Here is a 22,973-nt window from a genome sequence, read left to right on the forward strand (position 1 = left end):
GGAATAAAAATAATGTTCAAAAAAAAAGACATCCAAGCGAACCGAGATGTCTTTTGAAAGCAGTACAAGACCTGCCTATTTTATATTTTTAAACTGCTTCAGGAAGCGGACATCGTTTTCGGTAAACAATCGCAAATCGTTGATCTGATACAACAACATGGTGATACGCTCGATTCCCATCCCGAAAGCAAATCCTGAATATTTCTCAGGGTCAATATTTGAAGAGGTCAATACGTTAGGATCAACCATACCTGCACCACCGATTTCTACCCAACCAGTATATTTACAGATATTACATCCTTTTCCCTTACAGATATTACATGAAATATCTACCTCCACAGAAGGCTCAGTAAATGGGAAATAAGAAGGACGGAAACGGATTTTGGTATCTTTTCCGAAAAGCTCTTTCACAAAATGGTAAAGCGTCTGCTTCAAATCTTTGAAAGATACATTCTCATCAATGTACAAACCTTCTACCTGATGGAATACACAGTGTGCACGTGCTGAAATCGCCTCATTACGATATACACGACCAGGAGACAAGGTACGGATTGGAGGCTTCTGATTTTCCATCACACGTACCTGCACCGATGAAGTATGCGTACGCAATGCGATATCAGGGTTACGCTCAATAAAGAAAGTATCCTGCATCTCACGCGCAGGATGATTCTCAGGAAAGTTCAATGCCGAGAAGTTATGCCAGTCGTCTTCTACCTCAGGACCTTCCGACAAGTTGAATCCGATACGCTCAAAAATCTCAATGATTCTTGCCTTAGTGGCCAAAATTGGGTGCTGTGCGCCCAATTGGTCTGCTACAGGAGGCAAAGTCAGGTCTGGCACATTGGCTAATTTCTCACTGCCTTCTTTGGTCTCCAAATCATCTACAAACGATTTAAATCGGTTTGTTGCGATGTTTTTCAGCTCATTCAGTGTACGGCCCATCTCGCGTTTCACCTCTTGGTCGGCTGTTTTCAGTTCATTGAATAAATCACCAACAACCGATTTACGGCTAATAAACTTCATTCTGTACTGCTCCAATTCCTCAGCAGTCTCTACAATATAGGCTTCGATCTCTTTTTTGAGCTCTTCAACTTTCTCTTTCATAGATCATCTATCATTCACGGCACAAGACCGATACAAATCAATATTTTAGACGGTAAATTTAATCAAACCCAATGGAAATAAAAATTAATGGGACGCATAAGCATAGGACGGGCTTATTTTATTGTCCAGAGATTATTTTTGTGATGATCTAAATCCCACCGCTTTGGAGACCTCAGCCACAAGTCTTTCCCATGAAAAATATACTTGTCAGAATTCCTCGCCTACTTGGACGCTCCTGCATGGAGGCTCAAATCAATTCAAACAAAAAGCCCGACAAGTATCTTCACAACACTTATCGGGCTTTGGGTAGTTGCTATCAAGAAGCGGGATGCTCTCAATAGCAATATAAAAATCAATGCTTACAACATCATTCCTGCCGCAACAGTAACGTTTGTAGCCTCATCAATCAAAATGAAAGAACCTGTATGACGGTTGGTTTCATATTTATCGATAAACAATGGCTTTGTCGTACGGATTTTCACTTTAGCGATATCATTCATTCCTACCGTTTTGTCTTCTTCCATACGGTGAAGTGTATTGATATCCATTTTGTAAACCACCTCTTTGATCATACAACGCGCATCGCTTGAAGTATGACGCAAAGCGTACTTTCCATTTGGCGTCATGCCTTTCTCGTTCATCCAGCAAACCATCGCCTCAATATCCTGCGTAGATTCTGGCTGATTGTTCACTCGAACAATCATATCACCACGACTGATGTCTATTTCATCTTCCAAGGTAATAGTTGCCGCCATTCCTGCGAAAGCTTCCTCAAACTGTTCGCCATTTAACTCAATGGTTTTGATTTTCGAAGTAAATCCAGAAGGCAATACTGCAACATCATCTCCTACTTTGAAGACTCCACCAGCCACCTGACCAGCATAGCCACGGAAATCGTGGAATTCATCAGACTGAGGGCGAATCACATATTGTACAGGGAAGCGGCAATCAATCAGGTTCTCATCAGAGCCAATATGAATGTTCTCCAAAAGATACAACAAAGTTGGGCCTTCATACCAAGGTGTTTCTTCCGAGCGGTTCACCACGTTGTCGCCTTTCAGGGCTGAAATTGGCATGAAATGAAAATCTTTCACTTTCAATTTAGCGGCAAAAGCTTCCGCCTCCGCTTTAATTTCGTGGAATCTTTCTTCAGAATAATCTACCAAGTCCATTTTATTGATACAGAATACGATATGTGGTATTCCCAATAAGGACGCGATAAAAGTATGACGACAAGTTTGTTCAATCACACCTTTACGGGCATCGATCAGGATAATCGCCAAGTTAGCCGTTGATGCACCCGTTACCATGTTACGAGTGTACTGAATATGGCCTGGTGTGTCGGCAATGATGAACTTACGCTTAGGAGTTGCGAAGTAACGGTAGGCCACATCAATTGTGATCCCCTGCTCACGCTCTGCACGCAGACCGTCCGTCAGCAATGCAAGGTTTACATTTTCGTCTCCACGGCGGCGCGAAGATTCCTCCACGGCGTCCATTTGATCCTGAAAGATTGATTTTGAATCGTACAGAAGACGACCAATAAGTGTAGATTTTCCATCATCCACACTACCTGCAGTTGTAAACCGCAGCAATTCCATATTTAGATAAGCAGAATTATTATGCTGTTCCATTTTTTTAATACTAATCGGGAGGGTGATCCCGTGATGAAGAGTTGTGAAAAGTTCAAAGCGCAGATCAACTGCTACCGACAGATTTTAGAAATATCCTTGTTTCTTTCTGTCCTCCATCGCTGCTTCAGAACGCTTGTCATCGGCACGGGTACCACGCTCAGTTGTACGGGCCGCAGCAACCTCATTGATAATATCAGCCAAAGTCGATGCGTCAGAATCTACAGCACCAGTACAGGTCATATCACCGATAGTACGGAAGCGCACCACGCGCTTTTCAACAGTTTCTGTTTCACGGCGGTTGATGAAATCTGAATTACCATAGATCACGCCATCACGAACAAATACCTCACGCTCATGTGCGAAATAAATCGAAGGGATGTCGATATTCTCCATCAGGATATACTGCCAGATGTCCATTTCTGTCCAGTTTGAAATTGGGAATACACGGAAGTGCTCCCCCATATGCTTACGACCATTGTAGAGGCTCCACAATTCTGGTCGTTGGTTTTTAGGATCCCATTGCCCGAAATCATCACGGTGAGAGAAGAAGCGCTCTTTGGCACGTGCTTTCTCTTCGTCGCGGCGACCACCACCGAGGGCAGCGTCAAACTTGTTACTTTCGATCGTTTCCAACAAAGTAACGGTCTGCAAAGCATTTCGAGAAGCATTGAATCCTTTCTCCTCCACAACTTTACCCTCATCAATAGACTGCTGAACAGAGCCTACGATCAGATTGGCGTTAATGTCCTTCACAAATTTATCGCGGAACGCTATGGTTTCAGGAAAGTTGTGACCGGTATCCACATGCACCAATGGGAAAGGAATACGACCAGGGTAAAATGCTTTTTTGGCCAGGTAAGCCATCACAATGGAATCCTTTCCTCCTGAAAACAACAGGGCAGGGTTCTCAAACTGTGCAGCCACTTCACGAAGGCAATAAATAGCCTCTGCCTCCAAGGCTCTTAAGTGTGTTAGATTGTATGAATTCATTTTATAACGATTATATGCTTATTTATTAGGGGCGGGTTGAATTTTTCCGAGTACGTAGTTCACCAAAAGGTCGAGACTTTCATTTAACTCATGCGCCGCCGTATTGACCACGATGTCTGCATCAGTCGGAGCTTCAAAAGGAGAGCTGATTCCTGTAAAATCCTTAATTTCCCCTTTACGTGCTTTGGCATACAAGCCTTTGACATCCCGTTGTTCACAGACCTCAATAGGACATTCAATGAATACCTCTTCAAATGTGTCTTGACCAATAATTTCCTTTGCCATCTTACGGATTTTTTCCGTTGGACTGATCAGCGAACAGATCGTGACCAAGCCAGAACTGGCAAATAATTTTGATACTTCTGCTGCACGGCGGATATTCTCGGTACGGTCTTCCTGAGAAAAGCCCAGGTTATTGTTGATCCCTGTACGGAGGTTGTCGCCATCGAGCAGCATGGTTTTAAACCCCTTTTCAAACAGGGCATTTTCCAGGGCGCGGGCAAGTGTGCTTTTCCCTGAACCTGAAAGGCCTACCATCCAGAATACTTTGGCGGTTTGCCCAAGCAGTTGCTCCTTGTCTTTAGGCTGCAGAATAGTGTCAAAAATAGGATATATATGGTTGTCGCTCATAAAATTAAAAGATAGTACACATTATATTGCAAAAGTACGATTTTTATTGGATTAATAAACCCCCTAAAAAGTACGGAATTGTTACATTTCTATAGACGAGATAAATTGTATTGAACTTAACGCACCACAATTTGAAACGTTCTTTTTATTATTAACAAAAAATATTCGCAATTTGTCATTTTAAAATGATTTGAACATTACTAATAGATTATTATGAATATCGAGCAACTTCTCCCTATAGCTAAAGATGCTGGCGCAGCAATCTTAAAAATATACAACAATCCCGACCAATCCAAAGTCGTTGATTACAAAGCTGATGACTCCCCACTAACCCTGGCTGATCAGGCTGCAAATGAAGTGATTGTGGCGGCTTTGCGCAAAAACTTCCCTGAGGTTCACATCATCTCTGAGGAAGGTAAGGATATTCCCTACCCTGTCCGCAAGGACTGGGAAACTTTTTTCCTTGTAGATCCTTTGGACGGCACCAAAGAGTTCATCAAACGTAATGGCCAATTTACGGTCAATATTGCACTGATTGAAAATGGCAAACCAACTATGGGAGTGGTTTATACTCCAGTAACTGACACGATGTATTTTGGCGATATTCACAAAGGCGCATTCAAACAGGTAGGAGAAGAAGCTGTACAGCCCTTGCAGGTTAATCATAAATCGACTGAACGAGTGGCGGTACGCAGTGCATCGCATGCTTCACCGGAAGAAGAGACTGTATTGAAAAAATATGATGTTCAGGATGAAATTTCTGTGGGAAGTTCTCTCAAGTTCTGTATGGTTGCTGAAGGAAAAGCAGACTTGTATTACAGACATGGTCCAACGATGGAGTGGGACACCGCCGCAGGGCAAGCAGTGGCATTGGCCGCTGGTGCAAAAATGTATGTTGGCAATACCGAAGAAAAAGAATTCACTTACAACAAAGAATCTTTGCTCAATAGCGGATTTTTGGTGTTGGGCTTTTAGATTATTTTAGTTCAAGCATGGAGCAGCTATCGCGAGACTCTGCCTCGGAATAGTTACCAATGAACAGTCATCAATAGTTAGCCATCACAAAGGGACGCTCGCGATAACTATATCATACGGACGTTGCATGCTACGCCCCTTCTACCCAAAAACAACAAAACCTCCAAGTCCGAAAACTTGGAGGTTTTGTTTTATATATACGTACGGACGTTGCATGCAACGTCCCTACAAATTACGCATCCTTACGCCCAATCGAAGTATAGTAGAACCCTTGCTCACGCATGTTCTCTACACTGTATAAGTTACGACCGTCAAAGATCGCAGGATTTTTCAATGCCTTTCGGATCTTATCAAAATCAGGAGTACGGAACAATTGCCATTCTGTCATGATCATCAGCGCATCCGCACCTTCCAAAGCAGCGTACTCATTCGCAGCGAAAGTGATCTTGTCACCCATCACGCCTTGTACATTTTCCATTGCTTCAGGGTCATAACAAACCACCTCTGCACCTGCAGCCAATAAAGCCTCAATATTATAAAGCGCTGGTGCCTCACGAATATCATCCGTCTCCGGCTTAAAGGCCAAGCCCCAAAGTGCAATCTTCTTGCCTTTCAGGTCGCCATCAAAATATTGCGACACCTTCGCCATCAACTTCGTCTTCTGCTTGTGGTTTACATCCATCACCGCCTTCAAAATGCGGAAATCATAATCCACCTCATTTGCAGACATTGCCAAGGCTGAAACATCCTTAGGAAAACAAGATCCACCGTAGCCAATACCCGCAAACAAAAAGCGGTTACCAATACGACTGTCCGTACCAATTCCTTTACGTACCAAATCTACATCAGCCCCTAAAAGCTCACACATGTTGGCGATTTCATTCATAAAGGTGATTTTCGTCGCCAAAAATGAGTTCGCCGCATATTTGGTCAATTCTGCAGAACGTAGATCCATATGAATAATTGGATTACCCGAACGTACCAAAGGCTCATATAGACGATCCATGATTTTGGCTGCCTTGTCAGATGTCGATCCGATCACTACACGATCCGGCTTCATGAAATCTTCCACAGCAACCCCTTCTCTCAGGAATTCAGGGTTTGAAACCACATCGAAATCAACCGTAGCATTGGCAGCGATTGCCGCCTGAACCTTCTCGCCCGTCCCCACAGGCACGGTAGATTTGTCCACCACTACCGCATAATGATCCAGCATTTTACCCAAATCATCCGCTACACGCAAAACATACTGCAAATCCGCTGCTCCATCAGCACCAGGAGGTGTAGGCAATGCCAGGAAGATCACTTCAGCATCCTTAATGCCCTCTTCCAAAGAAGTGGTGAACTTCAGTCTGCCCTGTTCAATATTTCGGTGAAAAAGCAAATCAAGGCCTGGCTCATAAATGGGCACAATACCATTCTGCATTTTCTCCACTTTATTCTTATCGATATCTACACAGGTTACTTCTACACCTGTTTCAGCGAAACAGGTACCAGAAACCAAACCTACGTAACCCGTTCCTACTACGGCTATTTTCATGATGTTGTAAATTATTTTTTAGGGGAAACATCCCCGAATTAATCCTATAAAATTATCAGATTATAATAACAAAAAATAAGATTTCCGTCAGTTAATATGCTTTTTCTTCGCCGTTAAGCATCGAATTAACAGTCATAACGATAATCTTCACATCGAACCAAAAAGACCAGTTTTCGACATAAAAACGATCCATCTTCACACGGTCAGCCATCATCTTCACCGTTTCCGTTTCCCCACGATAGCCTTTGGCTTGCGCTAAACCTGTAATGCCTGGTTTTACTTTATGGCGTTGATTAAACTTCTCGATCAATGGTCGATACTCTTCATTATGCTGTACTGCATGAGGCCGTGGCCCAACAACAGACATCTCTCCCTTGAGTACATTAATAAATTGAGGCAATTCATCAATGCTTGTTTTCCGAATAAAGGCGCCAATCTTTGTGATTCGAGGATCACCTTTCGTTGCCTGCACCACTTTTTTATCATCATGGACGCGCATGGACCTGAATTTCCATACCTTGAAAGGTTTGTTGCCCTCCCCTCCACGGGGTTGTTTAAAAAATACGGGCCCTTTGGACTCCAAACGGATTAACAACGCCATTAACGGAAACAACCATGCCCCTATAAAGATCAGAAAAAACAGACTGAAGCCGATATCAAAAGCCCGTTTGAGCCATTGATTCATTGGGTTATCAAAAGGGTGCGGCTTTAGCTTTAGTACTGGAACATGACCATACAACTGGACATCCATTCCCTTAAAGATATACCCCCTGAAATCAGGGACAATTTTTAAGGTAATGATATTATCATCCGTGAACTCAACCAACCGCTCCAAAACCTCGGGCTCAATGTGCCCAGGGTGACAAAACACCTCCTGAATTTCATTGACAATAAGGAAGTCAAAGAACTTCTCTAAATCAGCTAAAATCTCCCGATCGAAAATTCCCTTGACCTTAAAACCCAGATCTGCTCGGGAAAAAATGATTTGCTTAAGATCACTGGTTACTTCAGCATCGCCAAGCAAGACAATATTTTTAATATTATACCCCGCCCTCCGGTAGAACTTCAAAAAAACAATGAAGCCCATATGAAAGCCTATAATTCCAAAGGATGAAGCCAAATAAGTTACGCAAACATACTGCGGAGGAAGACTAACCAACGAAAGACCATATACCCCGAAAATGGCTAACAGGAAGATCGTCAGCGCATTCAACAGCCTGGAGAACACCCGCTCAAGCTGCAAACTCCGCGCAGTCTCATGAATCTCGAGGAAAGAAGATGAAAACAACCATGCAAAGTTGTAAATCAGCAACAACACCTTCATACTCCGATGAGGAAAAGCCTCCGAAGACACAAAAGTCTCGAACAAAAATTGCCCGAGAAAATAGAAAACGTTCAGCGCAATAAGATCGCCAAGTAACTTGACTTCTTTAAGGTATTTTCCGTATCGCATTAATTACTTTTTTCTCGAAAAATGACATACACCTGTCCACTTGACTCCAAGCGTAACACCAAAGTTATTGGTTATTTCTCCAAAATCATAGCCTAAGCCCGCAGTAAACGACCACTCTTTTGCTTTTGGTAACTGAAAAGAGGATTCAAAATAGGTATACCATTGCGTTAAACCTCCATAGTATTTGTAGTTGGGGTCGGGGGTGAAGTTGGGGGTGAAACGACCAATAATATCAAAGTCATCTAAAGCGTATTTATCCCAATTCCCATAGTTTAATGAATATGCAACATTAACTCTATAGCCTATAGAGCGACTTAACTGCCCTGAAGCGCCTAAAGAAAGAACTTTCACTCTATTATTTTCAGAGAGAATATTCCTTACTTCTTCTTTATTCTCTTCGTAGGCTTGAACCTGTACATTTGTAGTAAGAAAAGGGTTCCCAAAACCACGACCTCTGTAGCCTAAATTATACTCAGAATGATTATAGTAATCTCCTCTTCCACCATAGTCATGTCCATTATTAAAGGTATTTTGTACCCATGACCATAACTCCTCATTATTCATTGCAGCTGTTTCTTGCGGATATGCTTCCCGGATTATATCACCATCTTTTGTATTACCCCACATCAATAAATTTCCATTCCCTGTAGAACCTGTTAGCAATCTATCATTTTCATCATAAACCACAACATCCGGTAAACCCATTCCATTTTGAACATCACTCTTAATAAATTCAAGTTTGATTTTATTAATTATATGCTCTTTTGATTTAAAATCAACTTGGAGTCCTAAAAAATAATCTTTATTTCTACCAAATAAATATTTAGAGGAACGATCAACTATCGGTTTTTGTACATACAACACTGTACTAAAATTGGACAAATCAACATCAAAACCAAACTCCACAAAACCATTATGACTTCCTACTACGTTTGTTCGGTCTCCCGCAATGGGAGAACTTGGGTCAGACTTTGCAAAGAAAACACTCTTGAATGATGGGTTAGGGCTAATTCCATTTCCATCTTCGCCACCATACATAGCGAAGTGTGCTATACCTCCATGAATATTTACTTTACCAACATTAGACTTTAAATAGAAAAACTTATCGTGAATAGAAGGTCCTAAAAATCGCCCATAAGAATTATCTTTTTCCAATTTACCAACACTAAGCCCACCTTTGAATAAAAGTTTCCCAAAGGTAAAAGGCACTTTTCGGTAGTCATAAACCCCTAAAGCGATTCTATTGTAGGGAGAAGCATTTGTTCCTAAAATATATCCACCTGACGAAAGCTGATCTCCATAAACACCCACGGAATACTCCTCACGCCCAACAACAGCTGTCAATCCCAAGTACTTAATTTTAAAATACAATTGTTGCACAAAAAAATCATTTCCACCGGTCCGTCCAACACCTTCAACTCCAGAGGAAATTGATAATTCTTTATTTATCACAAGATCGTATTTTAAATTAAGATCAGTATAAAGATTATTCTGAAAGTAACCGAATTTCCCAAAATCATTCGCTTGCTGCCAAAATAAAGATGCCTTATTGGTTGAGCCACTTAACATTGTGGTATTGGTAATACTGAGCGAATCAACTTGCGCCCAAGAATGTACGATGACCATCTGTAGAGCCAGAAACAGCCCAACAAACCTTAAGCATTTAATTTCTAAATACATACTTCAAATTCCACTTAAGCAAGAATTTAATCATGCTACACAAATTCCAATAATTATATTTTGAAAAAATACTAACTGAGCTGCTTTCTTGTAATTCATGGAACACATTAATTTCTTCTGTACCCACAACTTTAAAGCCTTTTACTTTAGCGTTAAAACACACATCTACATCTTCACAATAAAGACGGTATCGCTCATCAAGGAGCTTGGTAGGAGATAACATTAATTCCCGTCGTACAACTAAACAGGCTCCTAGTGCCCAATCGATATTACCCGAAGAAATGATCTTTTCATCAGTAATGCTCCTTAGACCTAACCTCTTTAAGACCCCATGATGAAGTTTTGGAAAGGCTTTCCAAGACTTTTGAATTTCGCCATTTGGATAATAGAGTTGCGGGCATAAAACTCCAACATCAGGGTTTTGATCCATGTATTCTACACATTTAGTAAATACATCACTATCAACATAGGCGTCAGGATTCAAAAGCATGAAATAATCAGGGTCTAGCTCGAATGCTCTAATTAGATCATTATTATTCTTACTGAATCCATATAAAGTTGAATTCGTTATTGTATTACTTGAAAATTTGGATTGATTTAAAATCTCAAAGGAGTTATCAGTAGAAGCAGCATCACAGAAATACGCATTCTCAAAACCACTTCGTTCAATAGAATCAATTAATTTGCCGATTGAACGCGCATGGTTATGCACAACGGTTAAAGATACTATTCGCATACTTTACAATATTTCTTTAATTTTAGTGATCATGGCATTCAACTGAAAATAATCCATGAATCGTATATACATTTTTCTATTCAACCCTTCTTTAACGGAATCTGCGCTCTCCCTAAATTTATTAAGACAATTAGAAAGAGATTTAGCGTCTCCCACTTGAAATGTGAATGGGTAATCATCCCCTAAAGTTTCAACATTAGGTGGAATATCAGAAGCCAAAATACCTAAATTTTGAGACATAGCCTCAACCAATGTAAATGGCAATCCCTCTGAATAAGAGGGTAATATTAACAAATCGAACAGGGATATGATCTCTACAGGATTACTAACAAAGCCACAGAATTTAATTTGACTACTATAACTTTTATTTTTCACATACGCCTCAAGACTTTCTCTCTCTACTCCATCGCCAATAACAAAGACCTTTGCATTTTCAAACCCCTCATACTCCATGGCATCAAATAAAACCTTGTGCCCCTTTATCGGATCTAATCGCCCTACAATACAAATATTTAATTGACCATTTCGTACCGTAAATTTTTCACTAAATTCCTCTTTCCGCCTTTGAGATGAGTTTTTTGCCTCTATACCATTATAAATTACAGAAATCTTCTCTTCCGACACATTATGATGCTTTACCCAATGGTCTTTCAAAGAATTACTAACGGCAACAAAATGCTTAATAAAGAGAGGAAGAATTGATCTACCATGTGTAAAGTAATGAATATAATGTACAAGTTTAATATCTTTACCTAATACAGCACACCAACCCGCTAACGTACTAAATCGATGATGAGAGATTATTCTACTTATGTCATTATTACTAATAATTACTCTCACAAAAAGAATCAATCTCAATAGATTAACAATATTCAACTTTTTATAAGCAAACAAAAAACATCGATTTAAATCATCTATCTTTTTGTTCAGCTCTTCAGAATTCGTAATAATAAATGAATGCTCTCCCAGATTATTATAAATGAGCTGAGTGATATTCTCACCTCCGCCGAACTTCCCGTCCTTAGATACTATTATTTGCAACATACTTAACCTCTTGTTTTCGATATAAGACAGCACCAAACGCGATAAAAAATATTAGAAATATATTACTTTGCTCAAGGCCGTCAATTAATTTAATGAGAGAAAAACCTATAAATGAAACCATAAACAATATATGTTCGGGTTTGTAAGAAATTTCACGTAATTTTTTCACCCACCAAATCAATAAACTCAAATGAAAAGTAAAACCTAATACTCCAGTTTCAAAGAGATACTTTACATAGTCATTATGAGCTTGTAAAGGCGCCCCTGTTATTTCAACATTTAATATATCGGTAACATTAATCCCACACCCAATCCATGGGTGCCTTACTAAAGAATAACTTAATAGGCTATACCAGTTATATAAACGCCATGTCATTGAGCCACTTAAATCTCTATTTTGAACTATTTCCATTAGGCCACCCCCAGACATCACTTTTGTTATTTCACCTAGGAATCGATCTCGCATTAAGTAAAAGAACAAAAACAGAACAAAAACAGCTCCCAAATATATAAAAGCCTTATTAGCAAAAGAACGTACATACCCTCTAAGAAAATACATACCGAAAACACAGACTATGAAAACAGCAAATAGAATAGCTGCACGGGAAGATGTTAACCCCAAAAATATAAAGGAACCAAAAAAGTACCATCTACTCAATCTATACCCCTTAATAGTCCATAAAAACAACCAATAAACCATTTGGATGACATAAAAATTCGCTAATGCATTTGGGTGACCTGTAAAAGACTCTATTCGATTTCCATCAACTACTGATATATAAGGTAAAACTCGAACTATTTGAAGAATAGCACCTAACGTAATGAGATAAAAAGAATACTTGAATAGTCTATGCAGAGACTTATAAGACAAATATTGAGAGCAAAATATCGAAGTTAGAAACAACAAGAAGACTCGACTAACTTCTTTGAAACTCGCAAAAGGGTAAGCTATTATTGATTTATTTAGAATACTAAATACAAGAACAAATAAAAACCAGTATAAAAAATACTTATCAAATAATGAATAAACATGTCTTCCTTTATAAATAAAGTAGGATAAAAATAACAAAAGCCCTGACATCGAAAGGCCAACCCCCAGTACCTTAGGTAAATGAAAGTAACTTTGATCTGCAATTAGTCTAAATAGCAGAATAAGAGCAATAATTAAATATGTTGCCCCAGATTTTATGGTAATTTCACGCCTCTGTATTTCCAATTCCTCTCAACTTTAATACCTCTCTCTTTACAAAATATTTGAGCACTGCTTTTAAATTATAAAAACTAAAGACAAAGGCTCGCTTTATTGCTAATTTTTTATTCAAAAACTCATACATCCGTATCAAATGCACAACCTTATCATGTTTTGAAAATCTATGCTTATGCTTTTTATAAAATAAAAGATATTTATGAGCATAGCCCGATGAAGCTGTAATTCGGTTATTTGCTGCTGTTTCATCAACAACATAGGTATACTCCGCTAACTGTAAAGCATCACCATATCTATCAATTAAACGCAAATACAAATCATAATCTTGACATGCCTTCATGTATACATCAAAGCCCCCGACACTAAGAACCTTTTCAGTTTCTACAAAAACCTGACTACCTGTACAATTTTTTTTAAACATGTCCTTGAGTGAAATAACTTGTCTTTTTCCAAAGTTACGTCCACCAATCACCTCATATGAAGCACAAATCAACGAATATCGATCGGATACATTATCAACAAATAGTTGCAGTCGGTTTTGCGCAAAATAATCATCATCATCTAAGCCAGTAACATATTTACCATGAGCGCATTGAATAGCTAAGTTCCGAGCATTACATGCTCCTAACGACACTTCATTAACCAAGTATTTTATCCGAGAATCTTGCTCGCTAAGCTCTTTACAATACTGTACTGTACCATCAACACAAGCATCAGCGACAATAATCAATTCCCAATTGGTATAAGTTTGATTTTTAACCGAATCGACAGCACGCTTTAATAAGTCTACGCGATTATGTGTCGGGATATAAACACTAACTAAACATCTACCCATTATTTTGCGACCATAGATAATAAAAACCTTGTGAATAGAACCCTAACTGGTACGACCTTCACAATGAAGTTCTGAACAAAGTATGGCAAATTATACAAAGAACAATACATTTTCGCGAACAAATCTGAACTTACCCATTCATTCCCTAAACACACCTCATACAACTTTCCAATATATAATTTAGCTTCTTCTTTATTCACAAATTTTAGAGATTTAAGAAAAACACCACTATAGCCTGATTTCAAATAAAATATCTTCTCCTCTCGCGAGTTTTCATTAATTTCATCACTAATTAATGACAAAATAAACAACCAGTTATCCAGACTTTTTTTATACCCACTGGTGGTTATAGAGTTGGGGTTAATATAATGATTATATGTAACATCAAAACAGTATGCTATAGAATCGATTTTTCTCGCTAATTGAAAACCCCAATATTCATCCTCATGAATAATGCCTTCCTTGAAATACAAATTATTTTCTAACAAGAACTTTCTCGAAATTAATCGATTCCATGCAGTAACTGGAGTTTTTCTCTCAAGAATATTAGTTCGAATCTGAGCATTCCCATGAATTACACTCGGCAAGCGCGAAGATAATACGTAACGGTTAAATATTTTTTCCCCTTGAAAGATCATTGTACTTCCTTGTACCATTTCAACAAATCCATTCACCTTATCAAGGGTCTGTACTAAATTGCTAATTGAGTCTTTTGGTATATCATCATCGCTATCCAGAAAATACACATACTCACCATTAGATGCCAAAAGTCCAGTATTCCGAGCCCCTGAAAGTCCTTTATTTTTTTGGTGCGAAACTATTTTGAAATCGATGACGCCTTCATACTGATCAATCAATGACTCTAATATATTCCTACTATTATCGAGTGAGCAATCATCGATAAACAGGCATTCCAAATAAGGGTAGGTCTGTTCTTCAACAGATTTGAAACACCTTTCGATATACTTTTCAACCCCATAGACGGGTACAACAACACTAACTAACATTTGATCTATCAATAAATTCGATCCCACTAACCCCACTTAACCAAGTATCATAAAACCCTTTATTCTTCCCATAAGAATTATCAAAAAATGTAATCTCTTTACTCAGAAGAATTGAAAGAATTGCTCCATGCAATCTCGTTGTATATATATAATTATACTTAGAAAGAAATTGAACCCCCTCAGATAACATGGCTGGAAAAAACACTGAATTTGCATACCAATTTGTAATACTCTTAACAAAAGAAAATGGAAGACGACGACAGCCAGTCAGCAAATAATCCATTAGTTTAGCTCTAAAAATTGGCCTTTCCATAGACGGCCAATCATGACTATCATAGTCACCATCTTGTAAGTACAAATCAAAATCAAATGAAGCTTTTTCAGAATCATTTCGTTTGAAAAGAAGCGACTTAGTCAAACTTTGCTTCGATACCTCTACTTTCAACCCATTTAGATCAATAAAAAATGCCGTATCGGGTACGAGAAGATTATTACAATTTAAAAAGTATTTATTTAATAAATCGAAAGTTCTTCGATCACGCCCACAAATTGTCACATTACCTCTTCGATTCATGACCAAGGCATCTTGCTGTAAGACTGACTCATCTTGATAATAGATGGTTTGAGGAAAAATAACCACTCTATTCTTAGGGTATTTATCTATCACATCCAACACAAAAGCTGTATGCCGGCGCCATAGATCTCCAAAATTACCCCCACCCTGAAAGATGATTATTGTTTCCTCAGAGATATTTGGAGCTATAAAGTTCTCAATTGCAGATTCATAAAGGCACTTATGAGGCAGTGTCTCTAAGTAGGTCTTTGCTCCTTTCCAAATCAGCACATCCCCTATATTATTATAATAAGGTAAATCTAAATATATATAATCCGAATCAATTACAGCATTTAAATTATCTGATATTTCCCTTTTTAAATCTATAATCTTCTTTTGGTAGCTCACTACTGAATAACTTTATTAAATAATCTTTTCATTCGACGCGCATTGTGCAAAGCACCATACTTAATATTCACAACCCCTTTTTTCCAAGGGGAATATTCTTGGTTCGACTCTATTAATTTCTCGCTTAGAAATTGACACATCTTTTCACTTTGCCACCCTGCTATCTTACGATTGCGCAGACTTCCATATGTTGGAGTTTCTTTTGATGGAATAACACCTAAAGACATAAAGTGACTTGAATTCACGCAATATTCTAATACACAATTACATCCAATAGCCTCAAATTTAATTGGCTCATTCAGGCTCTTATAAATATTCTGTCTTTTTCCCATACCATAACACCCCATCATGTCACCGGTACCAATATTTAATTTCGCACTCCATTCTCCAGCATAACAAAACTCTGTTCTTTTTTGATTAAAATTATCAACAGTAAAATCGAACAATGGAGAATTCATTTCTTTCCCTTTACGTACATATTCAGGAAAAGATAGATCACTCATTATTTTAAATTCCTTAAAACTTTCATCTCTTGTTAACGCTACATGTGGTAAGGCTCCAAAATTATCTAAGCAAATGTGTTTTATCTCATCCCAACATTCAATATACTCGTCAGTCAAGTTAATTTGAACTAAAAAAGAACATCCACTTGCTTTAACCAAAGCCACATTTTTAAGGAACACTCCAACTAAATCTTTCTTTTTTAATTCAGTGAAATGAAAGGAAAATGAAAAGTGTAGTCTCTCTAAATAATCCTTTGAAAAATTATTGATAATTTCTTCAAACTTATTTGTTAATGTCCCATTTGTTGTAATATTTACAAAATGACCATTTTCTAAAAGTTTATGTGCGATAGGGATAATCTCTTTTGGTATTAACGTCTCTCCATTGCCGCACAAACTAAAATAACAGGTTCCGCCCAATCTCTCTTTAGTTAATGCATTAGCTATATGATCAGCAGAATATAAAAAACCGTCAATTTTACCATTTCTTCGACCTTCTTGGATAATATAACAATAACTACATTTAACATTACATTTAGTTATTGGAACTGTACACTCAAAAAACCTTTTCATAAATTTTCTTTTTAAGTAATGAATTTATCTTCTGTCGGTCTTCACCTGTAAAAACCAATTTCCAAGAGACCATAGGAACAATAAATAGCGTGCCTGCAGAAACCTTTATTAAACCTTCCCACCCACTAAGATCGAATAGTGTCAAAACAAACAAGAATGATATTGAGATCAAACTTAAGGCTAACGCCTTACCAATAACTTTCATAAAATATTCTGATATACTAAACCTATTTTCTTGTTGTTTCAGCAAATAGCATCTAACTCCCAGCGAAAAAACTGACAACATGATAGAAACTATAACAGTGTACAAGGGACTAAAACCTTTACTTAGAATAATGTAAGAGACAGGTAGGTTAAATAGCACAATAACTCCAACAGCAATTTGATACCTCTTAATTTCCCCTGTTGCTCGCACCACATCTCCTAAATAAAATGAGAAAACATCAATTAAAGAATTAATTATTATTAGTCTACAAAACCAAATTGTGTATTTTGGCACACTTTTTAACCAAACTGATAAGATAAATTCTGTACTAAATAGAATAGGCAAACTCAGAAACAGCAATAACACAAAAGAATATATTGAACCTTTGCAAACTAAATCTAACACCCTATTTTTCTCCCCTACTGAGTAATATTTAATTATTTGAGGACTAAAAGATGATGATACACTTTGAGTAAACTGACTTAATGCAAGATTAACTTGCAATGCAATCCCCCTTGCAGCATTTACTGCAGGTCCATAAAAAAGGTTAAGCAGTACATTTACCCCTTGCATTTTAGTAATGTTTGCAAAACTCCCAATAAAGCTCCATCCTGAAAAAGACATCATTTTATAAAAGATCGTTCGATCAAACAATAAGCTATTTTGATACTCAGTGAATCTGCCTCTACAATACTGATGACAAAGAAACATCAATAACAGCGCATTAACCATCGAAAAAACACTAAAAACAATAAGTTTATCATATGGAATAAAATACAAGCTAAATACAGTCAGTAATTTCACAAAAACGTTGGACACTCCAATTAATGCAAACGCTTGCATCCTTTCATGTGAAATAATCAAAGCCGTCAGAGGCACCTGCAATAACGTAATAAAAGCAGTAAACACACTAAAATGAAAAACAATGCGAGCTGCATAAAGACGTTCGGCGGGAATAACCATCTTATGAGTAATGAACCACCCTCCGACTGACTCCAATAATAGCACTACAATAACTGCAATGATTAATAATATCGTAAATGCTGTTTGGTAAACTGTTCTTAGTTCAGTGTGGTTGCCTCGACCGATCTCAAAGGTTAGAAAACGCGATGTTGCCGTAGATAAAGCTCCAGAAACAAAGCTAAACATCGTTACAAAACCACTTATAACGTTGTAAATTCCAAAATCCTCGACGCCTAATAGGTCTAAGACTATTCTCGTGGTATAAAGAGACACCAATAATGTAATGATGTTTCTTAAATACATTGCGAAAGCATTTTTTGCCAAACGCCTATTATTCTGCCTTATATCTGTCATTAAACTTTGTAAAGTGAAAGCTCCAATCCTTAGAAATTAAATAAGAACTTAACTTTTAAACATACCACTCAACAGTTTTCAAAATACCACTCTCAAAGTTCTCATCAGCTTTCCAGCCTAAGTCCTTCTCAAGTTTAGTTGCATCAATCGCATAGCGGCGATCATGTCCTGGACGATCCTTCACAAAAGAGATCAAGTCCTTATAGCTTGCACCATTTGCTCTTGGTTGCTTTTCATCCAAGATTGAACAAATCTTATCTACGATATATAGGTTATCCCTTTCATTGCGACCACCAATATTGTAGGTTTCACCCAATTTACCGGTATGGTAAACCAAGTCGATGCCTTTACAGTGATCCAACACATACAACCAGTCACGGATATTCTTTCCATCACCATAGATAGGAATCAATTCTTCCGCCAAAGCCTTACGGATAATGGTTGGAATCAACTTCTCTTTATGTTGTTTTGGACCGTAGTTATTCGAACAGTTAGTGGTAATCACGTTCATTCCATAGGTATGGAAATAGCTTCTTACGATCAAATCGCTTGATGCCTTAGAAGAACTGTATGGAGAGTTCGGAGCATAAGGCGTTTCTTCAGTAAACAAACCTGCTTCTCCCAATGTACCATATACCTCATCCGTAGAAATATGATGGAATCGGCAATCTTCGTATCCTTCTTTGAATTTGAAAGGAGCTTCCATCCAATAGTTGCGAGCTACATCCACTAAAGTAAAGGTACCATTAACGTTGGTTTGAATGAATGCTTCAGGTCCTGTAATCGAGTTATCTACATGTGACTCAGCGGCAAAGTGAATGACGCCTCTGATATCGTAGGTTTTGAATAGGTGTGCTACCAATTCACGGTTACAAATATCCCCTTCCACAAAAATATGGCGAGGGTTATCCATCACCTCTGATAAATTATCCAAATCACCTGCGTAGGTCATCTTGTCTAAGTTAACGATGGTGTAATCCGTGTATTTCTCTAAGAAATAAGGTACAAAGTTAGAACCGATGAATCCAGCTCCGCCTGTAACTAATATATGTTTCAATTTTTTATTTTTAAATGTAAAGTACAGTCGTTGCATGCAACGTCCCTACGATGTGGTTCAATTAATTAGCCAATTGATCTATACAAATCTTCAGGCTATCCTTCCAATGTGCAATCGCTATACCAAAGGTCTCTTTGATTTTGGATTTGTCCATTACTGAGTAATGAGGACGGGCTGCAGGGGTTGGAAATTGGAAAGTTGCCAAAGGCTTTAAATCTACTGTAATGTTAGATTGATGGAAGATCTCATGGGCAAAATCATACCATGAAGCCACTCCTTCATTACTGTAATGGTAGATACCACCGAAGGTGTGGTCTTTGACCAATTGTGGAATGACCTGAACAATGGCATCTGCTAAATCAGCTGCATTGGTTGGTGTTCCTACCTGATCTACAATCACCCCCAAGGTATCACGCTCCTTGCCCAATCGCTGCATCGTTTTGACAAAGTTATTGCCAAAACGGGAGTATAACCAAGAGGTACGGATAACCACTACATTGGACATCAAGTCTGTCGCTGCTTGTTCTCCTTTCCATTTAGTGAATCCATAATGATTTACGGGATCAACTGCTTGATCTTCTTTTAGAGGCAAGTGTGCTTTACCATCAAATACAAAGTCCGTAGAAATTTGGATCAACTCAGCACCGAACTCTTTGCAAGCCTCTGCCAAATATTCGACAGCAGTAGCATTTAATAGTAATGTCAGGTCCTTATCTTCTTCCGCCTTATCTACCGCGGTATAGGCCGCACAATTCACACAATGGGTAAATTGTTGCTGTTGAAAGAAAGACAATACGGCTGATCGATCGGTAATATCCAATTCCTCACGATCTGTAAACGTCCACTCCCAACCGGTAGTGGTAGCCAATGCTTGTAATTCAGAGCCTAACTGACCGTTAGCTCCTGTTACCAATATCTTCATTAAAAATTATTTTCAGCCAATGCCATTGCAGGCAATTTTTGATCTTTTTCCGAGATAATCAAATCCTCATGCGGCAAGATCCAGTCAATGCCCAATGCTACATCATCAAACTTGACACCTGCATCCGCCTGAGGTGCGTAAAAGTTATCACACTTATATTGGAACTCTGCCTCTTCTGAAAGCACCACAAAGCCATGGGCAAAACCACGAGGAATGTACAGTTGCTTTTTGTTTTCAGCACTTAGCCTTACCGCTACATGCTTTCCAAAATTAGGAGAGCTCTCGCGCATATCAACCGCCACATCCAATACCTCCCCCTTGGTTACTCTTACCAACTTAGCTTGGGCAAATTCACCGGTTTGAAAGTGTAAGCCTCGCAATACACCGTAAGATGATTTGGAGTGATTATCCTGAACAAACTGGACTGTTTCTCCTACTGCTTGCTCAAAAGCCTGCTGATTAAAGCTTTCATAAAAATAACCACGTTCATCACCAAAAACACGTGGGGTAATTTCATATACACCCGCTAATGCAGTTTCTTTAATCTCCATCCTAATCCAACAATCCCATTAAATATTGTCCGTAACCACTTTTCAACAAAGGAGTCGCTACGGCTTTCAGTTGTTCCGCATCAATAAAGCCCATGCGATAGGCAATTTCTTCAATACAACCAATCTTTAAGCCTTGACGTTCCTCGATTACCTGCACAAATTGTCCTGCTTCCGCCAAAGAGGCAAAGGTACCTGTATCCAACCAAGCCGTTCCACGGTTCATAATCGACACCTGCAGCTTGCCTTGTTTCAAGTAGGCATTATTCACATCAGTAATTTCCAATTCCCCTCTTGGGCTTGGCTTAACGGCTTTGGCGATTTCTACTACAGAATTATCATAGAAATACAAGCCTGGTACTGCGTAATTAGATTTAGGCGCTACAGGCTTTTCTTCAATAGAAATAGCTTTTTGATCTTTATCAAATTCAACCACCCCATAGCGTTCTGGATCATTGACATGATAAGCATAAACCACTCCACCATCCGGTTGGGTATTACTTTGCAAAAGCTTGCTCAAGCCACTTCCATAGAAAATATTATCTCCCAAAATTAAAGCGACATCATCATCACCGATAAAGTCTTCTGCAATGAGGAATGCCTGCGCCAAACCTTCTGGCTTTGGCTGTTCTGCATACTCAAATCGACAGCCCAAATTTGCACCATCGCCTAATAATTGCTTGAACAAAGGTAGATCTCGTGGAGTAGAGATGATCAAAATCTCACGGATACCTGCCATCAACAAATTAGACAATGGATAATAAATCATCGGCTTATCGTAAATAGGCATCATTTGCTTACTTACTGCCAATGTCAATGGATGAAGGCGGGTTCCTGAGCCTCCTGCTAAAATAATTCCTTTCATTCTCTGCTTCTTTTAGGTCAAAAAACACACTTCATTTTAAGCGTTCTCCGCTTGTAAACTGAGCTGTTGCTGAACACTATTCTTCAAATGGCGAAAAAATAAAATTCCCAAACCTATAAAACCTCCTAAGAAAAGGCTAACAATAACAATCAAACCCCGCTTTGGAGCGGATTTCTCCACAGGCACGCTTACAGGCTCCAAAACTGTAAAATTAGGCATTTTCTCTTTGACTGCAATCTCGGCGGTCTCGAGCTGTTTTGCCAATTCCTGAAAAATATTATAGGCCATCGTATATTCATCATTAAGCTGTTTTTCTTTTACCTTCGCCGTCGCTGTGGTAACGTATTTATTTCGATCCTGAAACGCGGCCAACTTGTTTTGAACAGCCAAGAATTCCTCTTGTCGTTCGTTATAACGCTCTTTGATAAAATCTAAATTTGCCCGAGCTTTACCTGTTTTATAATCGGTAATATAGTCTTGCAGTAAATCCAAAGCTTTTGATGCCACCTGCGCAGAGGCTTTGGCTTCAGGCATCTCCACAGAAAGTGTAATAACCCCCGTTTTTGCATCTGATTCCACGAGAACCAAGCCTGTCAGGATATCTCGTAATGTTTTCTGTTCTTTGGTTATAATTTCGGGACCGCTATAATTAGGATTTGGAACACGCTCTTGCTCACCTGCGATCGCCTTCTTTAGCGTTCCTGGCAAGCCAATTGTATATTTCTTCACTTTAGCGGAAGGTTGTTCCTTTTTCCAGTTGGTATAATAATCAAATAGCGTAATCGGATGACCGACGTCCTCCAAATCAACTTTAGTATTCATTAATGCCTTTTGAAAAGGCCATGAAATTACGACCTGCGGATATAGCTCAGGAGCAATGGTTGAACCATCCCCCCCCATACTACTCAGATCAATTCCTGCCATACCTGCCAAGCCCGCAAGGCCGCCGAGTTTACCCATAGAAGAGGTTGGTGCCTCGGGAATCAATGTTGCTGTTGCGGTATAGGATACTGGGTAAACCAATGCAATGAAAATCCCCAAAAGCGCGCACACGATCATACTTTTGTAGATCGTTTTCCTTCCCTGGTAAATCGACTGGAATACAGCGATTAAGTCTATTTCATCCTCTTCGTAATATGATGGCTCCTGACGGCGGGTTTCTAAATCCATTCTTTCACTCATGATGC

The 22,973-nt window shown here is 38.7% G+C and carries 21 protein-coding genes; 1 reads left to right on the plus strand and 20 read right to left on the minus strand.

The genetic code is table 11. The features are described 5' to 3' along the window. Positions 1 to 75: 75 nt before the first annotated feature. The 4 genes from pheS to cysC form a co-directional block, all read right to left on the minus strand. A complete protein-coding gene (pheS, locus tag AABK40_RS11540) occupies positions 76 to 1,104 on the minus strand; it encodes a phenylalanine--tRNA ligase subunit alpha (RefSeq protein ID WP_332922403.1) in 1,029 nt (342 codons plus the stop codon). A 359-nt stretch (positions 1,105 to 1,463) separates the two neighbouring features. Next, positions 1,464 to 2,738: a sulfate adenylyltransferase subunit CysN gene (gene cysN / locus AABK40_RS11545; protein WP_332922404.1), complete on the minus strand. Its 1,275-nt coding sequence runs from the start codon at positions 2,736 to 2,738 to the stop codon at positions 1,464 to 1,466. Between the two features lie 84 nt (positions 2,739 to 2,822). Then, entirely contained in the window at positions 2,823 to 3,728 is a 906-nt protein-coding gene (gene cysD / locus AABK40_RS11550; protein ID WP_332922405.1) for a sulfate adenylyltransferase subunit CysD, read from the minus strand. A gap of 18 nt (positions 3,729 to 3,746) precedes the next feature. Then, entirely contained in the window at positions 3,747 to 4,358 is a 612-nt protein-coding gene (cysC, locus tag AABK40_RS11555; RefSeq protein ID WP_332922406.1) for an adenylyl-sulfate kinase, read from the minus strand. A 213-nt stretch (positions 4,359 to 4,571) separates the two neighbouring features. Between cysC and cysQ the strand changes: the two genes are divergently transcribed. Continuing rightward, entirely contained in the window at positions 4,572 to 5,333 is a 762-nt protein-coding gene (gene cysQ, locus AABK40_RS11560; RefSeq protein WP_338397132.1) for a 3'(2'),5'-bisphosphate nucleotidase CysQ, read from the plus strand. Positions 5,334 to 5,565: 232 nt separating this feature from the next. On the opposite strand, the gene AABK40_RS11565 is transcribed toward cysQ, so the two are convergent. The 16 genes from AABK40_RS11565 to AABK40_RS11640 all read right to left on the minus strand — a co-directional run bounded on the left by AABK40_RS11565 (position 5,566) and on the right by AABK40_RS11640 (position 22,968). Beyond that, positions 5,566 to 6,873, minus strand: a complete 1,308-nt coding sequence (locus AABK40_RS11565; protein WP_338397133.1) for a UDP-glucose dehydrogenase family protein — start codon at positions 6,871 to 6,873, stop codon at positions 5,566 to 5,568. 91 nt (positions 6,874 to 6,964) lie between these two features. Then, positions 6,965 to 8,326 (minus strand): exopolysaccharide biosynthesis polyprenyl glycosylphosphotransferase, encoded by a 1,362-nt coding sequence (locus AABK40_RS11570; protein WP_338397134.1) that lies wholly within the window; start codon positions 8,324 to 8,326, stop codon positions 6,965 to 6,967. 3 nt (positions 8,327 to 8,329) lie between these two features. After that, a complete protein-coding gene (locus AABK40_RS11575; protein ID WP_338397135.1) occupies positions 8,330 to 10,006 on the minus strand; it encodes a capsule assembly Wzi family protein in 1,677 nt (558 codons plus the stop codon). Further along, a complete protein-coding gene (locus tag AABK40_RS11580) occupies positions 9,990 to 10,742 on the minus strand; it encodes a glycosyltransferase (RefSeq protein ID WP_338397136.1) in 753 nt (250 codons plus the stop codon). The genes AABK40_RS11575 and AABK40_RS11580 overlap by 17 nt, the downstream gene beginning before the upstream one ends. Positions 10,743 to 10,745: 3 nt before the next feature. Continuing rightward, the gene (locus AABK40_RS11585; RefSeq protein WP_338397137.1) at positions 10,746 to 11,786 is read right to left on the minus strand and encodes a glycosyltransferase; all 1,041 of its coding nucleotides are present in this window, start codon (positions 11,784 to 11,786) and stop codon (positions 10,746 to 10,748) included. Beyond that, positions 11,764 to 13,002 (minus strand): O-antigen ligase family protein, encoded by a 1,239-nt coding sequence (locus tag AABK40_RS11590; RefSeq protein WP_338397138.1) that lies wholly within the window; start codon positions 13,000 to 13,002, stop codon positions 11,764 to 11,766. The genes AABK40_RS11585 and AABK40_RS11590 overlap by 23 nt, the downstream gene beginning before the upstream one ends. Further along, on the minus strand, positions 12,983 to 13,828 hold the full coding sequence (locus AABK40_RS11595) for a glycosyltransferase (protein WP_338397139.1): 846 nt from the start codon (positions 13,826 to 13,828) through the stop codon (positions 12,983 to 12,985). The genes AABK40_RS11590 and AABK40_RS11595 overlap by 20 nt, the downstream gene beginning before the upstream one ends. Then, positions 13,828 to 14,835: a glycosyltransferase family 2 protein gene (locus AABK40_RS11600; RefSeq protein ID WP_338397140.1), complete on the minus strand. Its 1,008-nt coding sequence runs from the start codon at positions 14,833 to 14,835 to the stop codon at positions 13,828 to 13,830. The genes AABK40_RS11595 and AABK40_RS11600 overlap by 1 nt, the downstream gene beginning before the upstream one ends. After that, positions 14,825 to 15,796, minus strand: coding sequence for a polysaccharide pyruvyl transferase family protein (locus tag AABK40_RS11605; protein WP_338397141.1), 972 nt, complete (start codon positions 15,794 to 15,796; stop codon positions 14,825 to 14,827). Before AABK40_RS11605 ends, AABK40_RS11600 begins: the two co-directional genes overlap by 11 nt. After that, a complete protein-coding gene (locus AABK40_RS11610; protein WP_338397142.1) occupies positions 15,796 to 16,872 on the minus strand; it encodes a radical SAM protein in 1,077 nt (358 codons plus the stop codon). The genes AABK40_RS11605 and AABK40_RS11610 overlap by 1 nt, the downstream gene beginning before the upstream one ends. Continuing rightward, complete coding sequence (locus AABK40_RS11615) at positions 16,856 to 18,394, minus strand: lipopolysaccharide biosynthesis protein (RefSeq protein ID WP_338397143.1); 1,539 nt, start codon at positions 18,392 to 18,394, stop codon at positions 16,856 to 16,858. Before AABK40_RS11615 ends, AABK40_RS11610 begins: the two co-directional genes overlap by 17 nt. Before the next feature lie 55 nt (positions 18,395 to 18,449). Continuing rightward, positions 18,450 to 19,451: a dTDP-glucose 4,6-dehydratase gene (rfbB, locus tag AABK40_RS11620; RefSeq protein ID WP_338397144.1), complete on the minus strand. Its 1,002-nt coding sequence runs from the start codon at positions 19,449 to 19,451 to the stop codon at positions 18,450 to 18,452. Positions 19,452 to 19,512: 61 nt separating this feature from the next. Continuing rightward, entirely contained in the window at positions 19,513 to 20,373 is an 861-nt protein-coding gene (gene rfbD, locus AABK40_RS11625; RefSeq protein WP_338397145.1) for a dTDP-4-dehydrorhamnose reductase, read from the minus strand. Beyond that, positions 20,373 to 20,924, minus strand: coding sequence for a dTDP-4-dehydrorhamnose 3,5-epimerase (gene rfbC / locus AABK40_RS11630; RefSeq protein WP_338397146.1), 552 nt, complete (start codon positions 20,922 to 20,924; stop codon positions 20,373 to 20,375). Before rfbC ends, rfbD begins: the two co-directional genes overlap by 1 nt. 1 nt (position 20,925) lies before the next feature. Then, positions 20,926 to 21,786: a glucose-1-phosphate thymidylyltransferase RfbA gene (rfbA, locus tag AABK40_RS11635; RefSeq protein ID WP_338397147.1), complete on the minus strand. Its 861-nt coding sequence runs from the start codon at positions 21,784 to 21,786 to the stop codon at positions 20,926 to 20,928. 36 nt (positions 21,787 to 21,822) lie between these two features. Beyond that, positions 21,823 to 22,968: a GNVR domain-containing protein gene (locus AABK40_RS11640; protein ID WP_338397148.1), complete on the minus strand. Its 1,146-nt coding sequence runs from the start codon at positions 22,966 to 22,968 to the stop codon at positions 21,823 to 21,825. Positions 22,969 to 22,973: the final 5 nt, after the last annotated feature.

The sequence above is a fragment of the Persicobacter psychrovividus genome (genome assembly GCF_036492425.1).
In the GTDB taxonomy this organism is placed as follows: domain Bacteria; phylum Bacteroidota; class Bacteroidia; order Cytophagales; family Cyclobacteriaceae; genus Persicobacter; species Persicobacter psychrovividus.